12 protein-coding genes are annotated in these 12,158 nt (G+C 31.3%); 3 read left to right on the top strand and 9 right to left on the bottom strand.

What is annotated here, in order from left to right:
• Nucleotides 1-69: 69 nt before the first annotated feature.
• The 3 genes from rpsB to rplM form a co-directional block, all read right to left on the bottom strand.
• Entirely contained in the window at nucleotides 70-858 is a 789-nt protein-coding gene (gene rpsB / locus E5167_RS09770) for a 30S ribosomal protein S2 (RefSeq protein WP_136843559.1), read from the bottom strand.
• Nucleotides 859-998: 140 nt separating this feature from the next.
• The gene (gene rpsI / locus E5167_RS09765) at nucleotides 999-1,385 is read right to left on the bottom strand and encodes a 30S ribosomal protein S9 (RefSeq protein ID WP_136843557.1); all 387 of its coding nucleotides are present in this window, start codon (nucleotides 1,383-1,385) and stop codon (nucleotides 999-1,001) included.
• Complete coding sequence (gene rplM, locus E5167_RS09760) at nucleotides 1,386-1,841, bottom strand: 50S ribosomal protein L13 (RefSeq protein ID WP_136843555.1); 456 nt, start codon at nucleotides 1,839-1,841, stop codon at nucleotides 1,386-1,388.
• A 306-nt stretch (nucleotides 1,842-2,147) separates the two neighbouring features.
• On the opposite strand from rplM, the gene E5167_RS09755 reads away from it, so the two are divergent.
• The gene (locus tag E5167_RS09755; RefSeq protein WP_136843553.1) at nucleotides 2,148-4,775 is read left to right on the top strand and encodes a DUF5916 domain-containing protein; all 2,628 of its coding nucleotides are present in this window, start codon (nucleotides 2,148-2,150) and stop codon (nucleotides 4,773-4,775) included.
• Between the two features lie 151 nt (nucleotides 4,776-4,926).
• Here the strand turns inward: E5167_RS09755 and E5167_RS09750 are convergent, their stop codons facing one another.
• From E5167_RS09750 to E5167_RS09730, 5 genes are all read right to left on the bottom strand, one after another.
• Entirely contained in the window at nucleotides 4,927-6,090 is a 1,164-nt protein-coding gene (locus tag E5167_RS09750) for an alpha/beta hydrolase-fold protein (protein WP_136843551.1), read from the bottom strand.
• Nucleotides 6,091-6,128: 38 nt separating this feature from the next.
• Entirely contained in the window at nucleotides 6,129-6,590 is a 462-nt protein-coding gene (locus tag E5167_RS09745; RefSeq protein ID WP_136843549.1) for a nuclear transport factor 2 family protein, read from the bottom strand.
• A 39-nt stretch (nucleotides 6,591-6,629) separates the two neighbouring features.
• Nucleotides 6,630-7,619: an MBL fold metallo-hydrolase gene (locus E5167_RS09740; RefSeq protein WP_136843547.1), complete on the bottom strand. Its 990-nt coding sequence runs from the start codon at nucleotides 7,617-7,619 to the stop codon at nucleotides 6,630-6,632.
• A gap of 19 nt (nucleotides 7,620-7,638) precedes the next feature.
• Nucleotides 7,639-8,016 carry a hypothetical protein gene (locus E5167_RS09735; protein WP_136843545.1) on the bottom strand — a complete coding sequence of 126 codons (378 nt, stop codon included), beginning with the start codon at nucleotides 8,014-8,016 and terminating at the stop codon, nucleotides 7,639-7,641.
• A gap of 109 nt (nucleotides 8,017-8,125) precedes the next feature.
• The gene (locus tag E5167_RS09730; protein WP_169301411.1) at nucleotides 8,126-9,391 is read right to left on the bottom strand and encodes a nuclear transport factor 2 family protein; all 1,266 of its coding nucleotides are present in this window, start codon (nucleotides 9,389-9,391) and stop codon (nucleotides 8,126-8,128) included.
• A 259-nt stretch (nucleotides 9,392-9,650) separates the two neighbouring features.
• On the opposite strand from E5167_RS09730, the gene E5167_RS09725 reads away from it, so the two are divergent.
• Nucleotides 9,651-10,736: a sensor histidine kinase gene (locus E5167_RS09725; RefSeq protein ID WP_211242146.1), complete on the top strand. Its 1,086-nt coding sequence runs from the start codon at nucleotides 9,651-9,653 to the stop codon at nucleotides 10,734-10,736.
• A complete protein-coding gene (locus E5167_RS09720; protein ID WP_136843539.1) occupies nucleotides 10,723-11,424 on the top strand; it encodes a LytR/AlgR family response regulator transcription factor in 702 nt (233 codons plus the stop codon). The genes E5167_RS09725 and E5167_RS09720 overlap by 14 nt, the downstream gene beginning before the upstream one ends.
• A gap of 253 nt (nucleotides 11,425-11,677) precedes the next feature.
• Here the strand turns inward: E5167_RS09720 and E5167_RS09715 are convergent.
• Nucleotides 11,678-12,158 (bottom strand): integrase core domain-containing protein (locus E5167_RS09715; RefSeq protein WP_136843537.1); only part of this gene is annotated, 481 nt, incomplete at its 5' end.

The raw sequence follows: 12,158 nt of genomic DNA, 5'->3' as shown, positions 1-12,158 counted from the left end.
TAACATAAAAGTCGTTTAATTTTTCTCTAAGAAAAGAACTAAACGACTTTTAAACTTTTTAAAATAGTTTTATTCTTCTTCTTGACTTGCTACAGGAGCAGCAGCTTTTGTTTCTTTAGATTTTTTAGCCTTTGGAGCTTCTTTTCCTTCAGCTTTAGCTTCTTTTTCAGCTTTGCGATCTGCTAATCCACCAGCAATTGCATTACTTACGTGCGATAAAATTTTATCAATAGATTTTGAAGCATCATCATTTGCTGGAATCACATAATCAACTTGACGTGGATCAGAGTTTGTGTCAACCATAGCAAAGATTGGAATGTTTAATTTTTGTGCTTCTTTAATTGCAATGTGCTCACGCTTAATATCAACTACAAATAAAGCTCCTGGAAGACGAGTCATATCAGAAATAGAACCTAAATTCTTTTCTAATTTAGCTCTTAAACGATCAACTTGTAAACGCTCTTTCTTAGAAAGTGTGTTAAAAGTTCCGTCTTTCTTCATTCTATCAATTGAAGCCATTTTTTTAACAGCTTTTCTAATAGTAACGAAGTTAGTTAACATTCCACCTGGCCATCTTTCAGTAATGTAAGGCATGTTTACGTCTCCTGCTTTTTCAGCAACGATATCTTTTGCTTGTTTTTTGGTAGCTACGAATAATATTTTTCTACCTGATGCTGCTATTTTTGCTAAAGCTTGAGATGCTTCGTCTAATTTTGCAGCTGTTTTGTAAAGGTTAATTATATGGATGCCGTTGCGTTCCATATAAATGTAAGGAGCCATGTTCGGATCCCATTTTCTGGTTAAATGTCCAAAGTGAACACCACCATCAAGTAAGTCTTTTACTTCTACTTTTGCCATTTTGTAATAGTTTACGTTCTGTTGAATTAGCAATGATTAAGTGGTCATTTATTTAAAATCGCCTTAACCATTTAGATGCTAAACTAAATCCCGACATTTCTGCCATGGACAACAATAACTGGTTTAAATTTCTTTTAATATTAACGCTTAGAGAACTGGAATTTCTTACGAGCTTTCTTCTGTCCGAATTTCTTACGCTCTACCATTCTTGGGTCTCTTGTTAATAATCCTTCAGGTTTTAAGATACTTCTGTTTTCTTCATTAAGCTCACACATAGCGCGAGATAATGCTAAACGAACAGCTTCTGCTTGACCTGTAACACCACCACCAAATACATTTACTTTAATATCAAAGTTTCCTTCGTTGTTAGTCATTGCTAACGGTTGGTTTACTTTGTACTGTAAAGTAGCTGTAGGGAAGTATGTGTTAACATCTTTTTTGTTCACAGTGATGTTTCCTTTTCCTTCTGAAACATACACACGAGCAACAGCCGTTTTTCTACGACCAATTTTGTGAATTACTTCCATCTAGTTAACTTCGTTTAAGTTAATTGCTTTTGGTTTTTGAGCAGCATGAGCGTGCTCTGCACCAACAACAACATTTAAATTACGGAATAAATCGGCACCTAATTTGTTTTTAGGCAACATTCCTTTTACTGACTTTTCTACTAATCTTGCTGGATCTTTTCCAAACATTTCATTAGCAGTAAGCGATCTTTGACCACCTGGATAACCTGTGTGACGAATGTAAGTTTTATCGTTCCACTTGTTTCCTGTTAAGTTGATTTTTTCAGCATTAATAACAATTACGTTATCGCCGCAATCAACGTGTGGTGTAAAGTTAGGTTTGTGCTTACCTCTTAAAAGTATTGCTACTTTAGAAGCTAAACGACCTAATGTTTGACCTTCAGCATCAACTAAAACCCACTCTTTATTAACAGTAGCTTTATTTGCTGAAATCGTTTTGTAGCTTAATGTGTCCACACTAAATTATTTTTCTTAATTAAACATTCCTCTCTCAAAAAGAGTTTGCAAATTTACAATTATAAATTTGATTACCAAACTCTATAACGCGTTTATTTTCAGTGAATATTTTTAAGTTGTACTTTAATAAAATTTCCGTGTTAAAAAAGTTAAATTTTTCTCAAAGAACCACATTATTTATTGCAGGTATTATAGATTTAAGTCTATATATTAGCATTTTTTATGTTTCTTGGTATGATTGATTGTATTTGTTTTAAACTTAATTATAGCGAGTTATGTTAATTAGTTAATCAATCAGAAATCAAAATGAAACTTCCAGCCAAATTAATTCTTTGTTTTGTATTATGTTTTTACGTTACATCGCAAGCTCAAGAATCATCTCCTCAGTTACCTAAAAGAATATATACAACCACAAATATTGGAGATAGCACACCTCCTGTTATAGATGGAAAACTAGACGATGCTGTTTGGAACATGGTTGAATGGTCTAAGGAGTTTATTGAGCTTTCTCCAGACGAAAACACACCTCCAAGCCAACGAACTAGATTTAAAATTCTTTACGACGATAGATTTTTATATGTTGGCATTAGAGCATACGATACAGCTGTAGATAGTATTGCCAAACGACTTGGAAGACGAGATGGTTTTGATGGTGACTGGGTAGAAATAAATATTGATAGTGATCGTGATTTAAGAACTTGTTTTTCTTTTACTTCATCGGCAACTGGAGTAAAAGGTGATGAGTTTGCTAGTTTAAATGGAGGTAATTGGGATCGAAGTTGGAATCCAATATGGACTAATAAATCTCAAATAGATGAAGAAGGATGGAGCACAGAAATGAAAATTCCATTAAGTCAGTTACGCTTTAGTAGTGATGATGAGCAAATTTGGGGTATTCAAGTACAGCGTTTCTTTTTTAGAAAGCAAGAACGTTCGTTATGGCAACGAAAGCCAGTAACAGCTCCAGGATGGATTAGTGAGTTTGGTGAACTTCATGGCTTAAAAGGTTTAAAATCTCAAAAACAGTTAGAAATACAGCCATTTACAGTAACGAAGCTGGAAACATATCCTGAGGAAGTTGGCAACCCTTATCGAGATGGGAGCGATTTTAATTTAAATGCAGGTCTTGATGCAAAAATTGGTATTACAAACGACTTAACGTTAGATTTAACTGTCAACCCAGATTTTGGACAAGTAGAAGCAGATCCTGCAGCTATAGCTCTTGATGGTTTTGAAATATTTTTTGAAGAACAGCGACCATTTTTTGTTCAAAACAAAAACATATTTGACTATAATTTTGGTAATAATCAAGATAATTTATTTTTTTCAAGACGAATAGGTAGAAGCCCTCAAGGGTATCCTAATGCACCTTCAGGAGCTTTTGTTGACCAACCTGATAATACAACCATATTAGGAGCCGCAAAATTTTCGGGTAAAACAAAAAATGGATGGTCTATAGGTGTTTTAGAAAGTGTTACTGCAAATCAATATGCCGAGATAGATCTTAATGGAAATAAAACTAAAGAGTTGGTGGAGCCATTAACTAATTATTTCGTTGGTCGTTTACAAAAAGATTTTAACGATAGAAACAGTTATGTAGGCGGTATTTTTACAGCTACCAATAGAGATCTAGCAGACCATTTAGAGTATTTAAGGAAAGAAGCATATACAGGAGGGTTTGATTTTAAACATCAATGGCAAGGGCGAAAGTATTTTGTTGAAGGAAATATTGTAACCAGTCATGTAAAAGGGAGCAAGGAAGCAATAACCGAGACACAAACTTCTTTAACACATTTGTTTAATAGAGTAGATGCAGGACATGTAAGTGTTGATCCAAATAGAACCTCGTTAACAGGAACAGGAGGGCGTTTATCTGCTGGGAAAGTTGGAGGAGGACATTGGGAATATAATGGAGGTGTTATTTGGCGTTCGCCTGAATTGGAGTTAAATGATGTTGGATTTTTAAGACAAGCAGATGAGATACGTCAATACTTTAATTTTAGTTATAGAACTTTAAGGCCAACTGAAGCTTTTAGGAGAATAAGTGCTCGATTTCAGCAATTTACAACGTATGATTTTGATGGGAATTTAAACCGTGTACAATATTCTTTAGGAGGAAATTTATTATTTAAGAATAACAACTCCATAAATATTAATGCAGTACATAAACCTAGAATTTATATCAACACTGCGCTACGAGGAGGCCCTCGATGGCGATATTCTCAAGAAGATCATGTGTCTGCATTTTTTGGAACCGATGCAAGTAAAAAATTCAGAACCCGTTTTGGATTTGCTTATTCAGGTGCAAAACAAAATAATTTTTCCATGTTTTTTACCGAAGTTGATTTTTCGTATCAACCAACTAATGCTTTGACTATTTCTTTAAACCCTAGTTATAATAACAACCCGAGTAAAACACAATATGTTACGGAAACAGACTATAATGGGGCTATACGTTATGTGCTTGGAACAATAGATAATAAAACGCTAAGTGCATCTATTAGATTGAATTACACTATTAACCCTAATTTAACCATTCAGTATTACGGACAACCATTTATATCTAGAGCAAGATTTTCGTCTTTTAAATATGTTACAAACCCAACAGCTAATAATTTATACGATCGTTTCGATGTTTACGATAATAACCAAATAACTTATAATAATGGGGTTTACGAAGTAGATGAAGATATTGATACGATTACTGATTATTCGTTTAGTAATCCAGATTTTTCTTTTGTACAGTTTAGGTCTAATTTAGTTATGCGTTGGGAATACATTCCAGGATCTGAACTTTATTTTGTGTGGTCGCAAGGTATTACAGGATTTGTAGATCCAATGGAACGTTTAACCACTGGGTTGGAACAAGGTATTCTAAACCAGAAACCAGACAATATCTTTTTAATCAAGGCAACCTACAGGTTCATATTGTAATTGATAATAACCGAAAGTTTAATTTGTCATTTTTTCAGTTATTAATATTTCTAGGTCGTTTTTATTGTTTGTTTAATTTGTGTTCAAATAAATAATAAAATAAGGTTTTCGTTAGTTAATTTGTTTAACTCGATATAATTTATTGTAGTATCTAATTCTTGTCTAAACTATCTATTTTGGTTATTGCGTTTTCGTTGTTTGGGTTAAGTAATAATGATTTTTTGTAATTATTAATAGCGTTTGTTTTATCTCCAATAACTTCATAAGCTTCCCCCAAACTATCAAAAGCATTATACGAATTGGGGAAGTTTTCTGTATTCAGAAGGAAAAAGAGTAAAGCTTCTGCTTTATCACTTTCATTTCTGCTTTGCAGCATGCTGTAACCAATTCGGTTCACAAGAGCTTCTGGCGGACTAAAATCCCAAGAAAGTTTTTTAGAAAGCTTATGGAAGTGTTGATTAAGTTGTTCTACAGTTTCTACATCTCGATAGTAAACTCCATAGCCATCAAAAATGGCAGAGATACCATTGTAAAAAGCAATTGGTGAGATTGAGTTATGATTTTCTTCTTTAAAATATTCTAATCTTGCAGGGAAATAGCCATCGCATTTACTATTTAATGCTTCATATAACCTTACGTGCCGATCTCTATTTCTAATATTTCTTTTACCCCAATTAGCAGTGGCTACGTATAAAAACCTTTTAAACGATTTTTGGGTCACGGCTTCTAATTTAGTATCCATAGTCTCAGCGTCCCATGTCCCAAAGCTTGGGTCAACAGCAATAAAAGCATTGAAAACAGTATCTTCTTTCATATAGGCATGAGTGGCTAACAAACCTCCTAAAGAATGCCCAAACAATATTTGATAGGATGTTGTTCTATAATTTTTATCTAGTTCTTTAATGAGTTCTTCTTCTAGAAAGCGTAAAAATTTTTCGCCACCACCCGTATTGTTTTCTCTTACGGTAATTATTTTATCGGGTGTAAAATCTCGTCTTCTATCAATATTTTGAATACCAACCACAATCATTTCAGGAATTCTAATATTATATGCAGAACTCATATAGTTTACCATGCCAATTATAGCCCTGAAATGTGTATTGCCATCGAGTACAATAAGTAATGGGTATTTTTTATGTGATGCCGTTGGGGCAGTGTAAGATTCGGGAAGGCTAATCCAAAATTCTCTATCTTCATTTAAAATATTGGAATGAAGATGGTGTTTAGTTCCAACAACTATTTGCTCAGCATTTTGTGAACTTACTTGGTTAAGTCCTAAAATAAAAAGTATTACTGCAATAAAATATTTATTCATGTCGTTTAGTTATGTTATTATTTATAGGGTAAGATTCTCTACCAATATTCAACTATTCGTGATATTTTACCATCTCTAAATTCAAAAAGTGTCATTTGCAATTCGCTTTCTACTATAACACCACCCTTTTTTTCCACAAATCTTTTTTGAACAGCAGCCGCTTTTAAACCTATTATTTTACTTTCTATTTTAAAATCTGTAACTCGCCCATCGTAATTGCCTTCATTTAGGTTTCTTAAAGCACTTTTATATAAGCTCTCACGAGTATAAAACCCATTAAATTTTGAATGTGTATAAGTAAAATCATCAGTAAATAGATTGAATGCGTTATCAACATCTTCAACTGTAGAACCTTCTTGAAACATTTTTAGGTTGAGATTGTAATACTTGGTTAGTATCGTGTTTATTGAATCTTTGTGTGCTTCAGTTGCTTCTTGGGCAACATTAGTATTGCTTATAAGAAAAACTGGTAAAATAAATGAAAATAGATTCTTATTCATGGATAGTTAGTTATTTTGTGAATTAAATTTTATAGACGTTTAGTTTTGTAAAGAATACATAAGCTTGATATATCGTTCAATTTCTGCTGTATAATTTTTATATAGAAACGTATATTCAGGTTTTAATTCAGTCTTAATTTTTAAAAGTGTTTCCTCTGGCTTACCTCCATTTTTATAGTCATGTTTTACCTGCTCCCAAACACTTGATAACAAAAAAACATCCCGTTCAATTGATTTCACTGTGGTTGCGTTACCATGCCCTGTTAATACTTTGGTTGGGTTTAATTCAGCGATGAAATTAAGTGTGTTGATTAAACTTGGAATATTTACATCGTCAGTGATTATCGGCATCCAATCTGAACTTAAAACATCTCCTCCAAAAACAATTCTTTGTTTTGGTAGCCACATCAAAACATCTCCGGGAGAATGCCCATTATCAGCAAAAATGAATTCGACCTTTACACCTCCGAAATCACGTTTTTGTGATTCGTTCAATAGCAAGTTTGGATATACAAGGCGAGTAGAACCGATTTTGCCATTAGTTACTTTCGCATAAAATGCCACATCATCCTGTCCGTACTTTTGCATCGTTTTCATGGCTTGGTTGCTGGCAATAATTTCAGCATCTGAGAATGCCGCATTCCCCAACCAATGATCTGCATGACTATGAGAATTTACCACCCACCGAACAGGAAGATCAGTAACAGTTGCTATAGTTTTTTTTATTTTATGTCCTATAGATTCAGACGAACCTGTATCAAAAAGCAAAACACCATTTTTTGTAACGATAAAATGAGCGTTAGAATTCCATCCTTTGTTTTCGGGAGTTGGTAATCCAAATGATGGAGAAACGATGCTATAAATATTTTCTGTTATACGAATGGTATTAAACGTTTCAGAGCGTATTTCTTTTTTAGTAAACTTTTCGGTTTTTGAGCCTTTGTTATTGCAAGAAAAAAGCAGTAAGCCAATAATTAAGATTCCTAGATTGTTCTTAAACAATAAAGACTTATTTAATATTAGTGTCATTTGTTTGATTTATAATGTTTTAATAATGATGTTTGTTCACTATTTGACTAAAGGTTAAGTGCTCTTTTTTCCAATTCCAGACAGACATCCCAAAGTTTCCAGAGTCTTCAATAACTTTCATTTGTACTTCGCTTATTATTTCAATGACTATTCTGCCGTTTAAATTGTCGCAACCCATGGGAATGTCTGCCCATTCTAAGATAATTTGATTGCCCTGTATTTTCCCATTCCCCACATGGCACCAATTTTCAGCTAATTCATTTTTAGGTGTTTTGTTGTTCATTCCTAACCAAAAAACGTTTTCATTAACAGTATTGATCCAAAAGAGATTCCCTCCAGTAGATTTCCAAAAGCCTCTTTTTGGTAAAATATTTTTCTTTTTTACTTCGTCTTTCATGCGAGTATTGTTATGGTTTTTTACTTCACAGCTGAAAATAACAAATAGTATAAAACTAAAGACCTTTATTTTTTTATTCATAGGTTGTATTTTACATCATAACCTATTATTAAAAAGGATATCTATTGATATTTTTATGCTGCCATAAAAGATTGATGATACTCCATTTACCATCCAACTTTATCAAGTGTAAATATTCAACCCAATTGTCTGAAAATAATTTTACGGTTGCAATTCTATTATATACATCTAATATTTTAATTTGATTGCTAGGATTTGGTGGAAATCTAGTATTCGATTTATTCCAATTTTTAGCATTTTCAATCATACGATTCTTAGAAATTGAAGTAACAATTTCTTTTTTTAACGCTCTACTATAACCAATGGTTACCTTATTTAAGCTATCATTCATTACTTCATTCATCAATTCAGGTTTTAACTCTTGTAAAGCAATTAAATAGCCTAAAGAAATTCTTTTAATTTCTAAACTGTCTTTTTGAGAAGCTTTTTTACTTAAAGTAATGTATTGGTTATTAACAATGTCTCTTTCTCGAATAAGTTTCATACTTGAATCGTAATGTCCTTGTTTAATGTAGTTACCAATCGAATCGTATTCTTTTGTACCAATAGAAAAACCATTCTGATTCATTACCAACTTGTTATTTTTATCATGATAGGTATATTTTATATGGTTTCCGTTTGTATCGTAGGTATCTTGATAAGATGCAACTCCTTCTGAATTATTCGCTATTTTTAAATCTTCATTTAAATTAAAATTTCCAATCGGAGTTCCATCTTTTCTAAACTTCATTCCTGTGGTTCCAAACTCAAAATAGGTAGAAATATTTCTAGGCTCATTTTTTAGATTGAACCTTTTTTCAATAATCATTTTTCGTTTTTTATACCAAGTATATTTATAGATTTCCCAATTAGATTCCATTGGCTTATTATTCAAATCAAAGAATTCTAATTGACTATAATTCCCTTTTTTATCCTTTGTAAAAACTTCTTTGTAAACTTCTCTATCGTTTGTAATTCTTTTTCCATTTTTATTTAAGAAAATTCGTGTTTCTCTATCCTTTGTATGTGTAATAATCGTTTTATAAGCACCAATTGAAGCTAAAGGATGTCTTCGCTCTGTAAAATAGTGGTTGTTGGTAATTTCCACCAATTCGTGATTATTATAAGTAAAAACATAATGAGAAGTGTTTTTTGCGGTGGTTGCATCTATGGGGTAAGTGCCTGCTAATTTTATATAAGGAGATACGTGATTGTATCTTAAATGCCTAAAATATTTGTTGGTTGTATTTTGTGCTAATGTGATGCTTGTAATACACAAAGCAACTAAAGAGATTGTTAATTTTCTGAAATTCATTTTAGTTGATTTAAATTGGCTGCAATATAAATTCATAATGACTTGTATTTTAAAAAATTATATAGATTTAATCAATTCGAAAACGGAAAGCATTCAACTATAGATTAATTGATAGGTTGTTTTTAAATCAGTGTTTGTCATCGTTTTTTATCGTTTTATCTACAAAAACAACTTGACATCTCTTTTCTCTTTATATTTGATACAGATTTTGATTAGTTTATAACAGTATGCAATAATCTATTGCATATGGTTTCTTTTTTTGAGTAAGCATAAATTCTATATTTTGGCAATGATGGAAAATAGATTATCTAAAAATAGCATTCGTAATATTTTATTTTGGATAATTATGTTTTTGTATTTGTTAAGTTCCTATTGGCTTAGAGAGGCTAATAAACGGTATGTTTTAGAATATATAGCGTTTAAGGTTTTGTTACAGATGTTATTGAGCGTTATCATCATAAATTTTTTAGTCCCTATATTCTTAAATAAAAAGAAAAAAATACTATTTATAGTAACCACTTTATTAGCCATTTATCTAGTACAAACTTTATATAGTGTTATTAGAGTTTATTATTTTGAAGTAAAGTATGCAGCTGTTTATGCTCGTTACTTACCTTATATTCTTTGGGAAAGAATGACTTCATTTTTTGCTTTTGTAAATAATATTACTTGGTTGGTTTTTCCATCCATAATTTTACTCGCAATTAAGTATTATAGAGATCAAAAAGATATTGTAGCTTTAAAAGAGCAAAAGAAAACAACGGAATTAAACTTATTGAGGAATCAATTAAATCCACATTTTTTATTTAATACGCTGAATAATCTATACACTTTGGCTTTAAAAAAGTCCGATAAAACACCTGAAGTAATTGCAAAGCTTTCAGAGATTTTAGACTATATGTTATATCAATGTAAAGACAAGTATGTTCCCATTGATAAAGAAATGGAGTTGTTAGAAAATTACATTGCTTTAGAAAAAGTAAGATATGGTAGTAGAATCGATGTTTTATTTGAAAAGAAAATCAATGAAAATGTAAAAATTGCTCCTTTAATTTTATTAACTTTTGTAGAGAATGCCTTTAAACATGGGGTAAGTCAAGAATTAAAAAATGCTTTGATTGAAATATCTACCGTAACTACAACAACTGAAATTGTTTTTAAATTAAAAAATACTAAACCTCAATATTTTACAGAAAAAAACAATCCTAAAAAGAGATCTATTGGTATGCAAAACATCGAAAAGCAATTAGATTTGTTATACCCTAAGGCATATCAATTAAAGGTGAAAAGTACAGCATTAAATTACGCTTTAGAATTAAAATTACAACTCAATGAAAAAATATAAATGTTTGATTGTTGATGATGAGGAATTAGCTAGAGAATTAATAGAAACTCATCTTAATCAATTACCAGATTTTGAGATTGTAGCTATTTGTGCTTCTGCAATTGAAGCAAGCAGCGTTTTAAAAAAAGAATTGGTTGACTTGCTTTTTTTAGATATAGAAATGCCTGTTTTAAAAGGAACGGATTTCTTAAAAAATCTAGTACATAAACCCAAAGTGATATTTACTACAGCTCATAGAGAATACGCCATTGAAAGTTATGAATTAAACGTGGTAGATTACTTACTAAAACCCATTGTGTTTAATCGGTTTTTTAAGGCTATTGAGAAGTTTTTAGACACGCAAGCTGTAATAGGAGTTCACCAAAATAAAGTTGAGTTATCACATGTTTTTGTTCAAATTAACAAGAAAAACATCAAAGTTTTATTTGATGATATTTTATATATCGAAAGTATTAAAGATTATATTAAAATTCATTTGAATAATTCTAATTTAATTATAAAACATAGTATTTCTACTTTTGAGGATAAACTTGATAATCGTTTTGTAAGAGTTCATAGGTCATATATTGTAAATATGGATAAGGTAACAGCTTATACAAAACAGGATCTCGAAATCGATAAATTTGAAATTCCAATTGGTGCTCTCTATAAGAAAAAAACACTTCTAATGTTAGATTGTTTAAAATAACAAAGACTATATCTAATTTATTTCTTCTCTCCTAATTGTAAAGATTTTGCAGGTTTTCTTGGTTAGCTTAAAATTGCTTGTTTTTTAATTCAGTTCTTTGTTAGGCAACGTATTTTATTCGTTCGTTAAAATTCCAAATGATATTAATACTGCTCCAATCCAATAAAATCCTGCTGCAAAATTGTAAATGTTCTTTTCATTTTCAACTACAAAATGTCTAGTCCTGAAATATGGCTACAGGTTAAAAATTGATTTACGCTGTTTTTAAATATACCATATTTGGTGTTTTATAATCTAAAGATACATGTAATCTAATTTGGTTGTATAGATTAATAGCACTTTTTGTAGCTTTTTTCGCGTGTTGTACGCTATCAAAGGTCTGGTCAAGATAAAACTCGTCTTTTAGGATACCGTTTACACGTTCAGCAATAGCGTTATCAGATACCCAAACCTGATTAGGTCTATTAACAATTACATCTTTTATGATGTTTTTATGTTTGTAAAACCTATGAAAAGAGTTTGTTGTTCTATAGCTAGGTTTCTTTCTGGTTATAAGCATATTGTGTTTTCTAAGAATGTTGAAAAGCGTGTCTCTGCCTACTTTAAGGTTGGCTTTATCAAACTCATTTTTTAAAGATATTTTGAGTTTACGTACACCTTCTCTAGGCAAGGATCTGCGTTTTTGGTTTACAATTTGAATGATCTGTTGTTCAAGTTTTAAACGTTTGTCAGCT

The sequence above is a fragment of the Pontimicrobium aquaticum genome, from assembly GCF_005047595.1.
Lineage (GTDB): Bacteria > Bacteroidota > Bacteroidia > Flavobacteriales > Flavobacteriaceae > Pontimicrobium > Pontimicrobium aquaticum.
Note: the sequence above shows the minus strand (reverse complement) of the source record. Positions and strands in the feature narration are given on the sequence as shown.

Coding starts and splice junctions, on each gene's coding strand:
- rpsB (WP_136843559.1), bottom strand. CDS start 858: ATGGCAAAAGTAGAAGTAAAAGACTTACTTGATGGTGGTGTTCACTTT.
- rpsI (WP_136843557.1), bottom strand. CDS start 1,385: ATGGAAGTAATTCACAAAATTGGTCGTAGAAAAACGGCTGTTGCTCGT.
- E5167_RS09755 (WP_136843553.1), top strand. CDS start 2,148: ATGAAACTTCCAGCCAAATTAATTCTTTGTTTTGTATTATGTTTTTAC.
- E5167_RS09750 (WP_136843551.1), bottom strand. CDS start 6,090: ATGAATAAATATTTTATTGCAGTAATACTTTTTATTTTAGGACTTAAC.
- E5167_RS09745 (WP_136843549.1), bottom strand. CDS start 6,590: ATGAATAAGAATCTATTTTCATTTATTTTACCAGTTTTTCTTATAAGC.
- E5167_RS09740 (WP_136843547.1), bottom strand. CDS start 7,619: ATGACACTAATATTAAATAAGTCTTTATTGTTTAAGAACAATCTAGGA.
- E5167_RS09735 (WP_136843545.1), bottom strand. CDS start 8,016: ATGAAAGACGAAGTAAAAAAGAAAAATATTTTACCAAAAAGAGGCTTT.
- E5167_RS09730 (WP_169301411.1), bottom strand. CDS start 9,391: ATGAATTTCAGAAAATTAACAATCTCTTTAGTTGCTTTGTGTATTACA.
- E5167_RS09720 (WP_136843539.1), top strand. CDS start 10,723: ATGAAAAAATATAAATGTTTGATTGTTGATGATGAGGAATTAGCTAGA.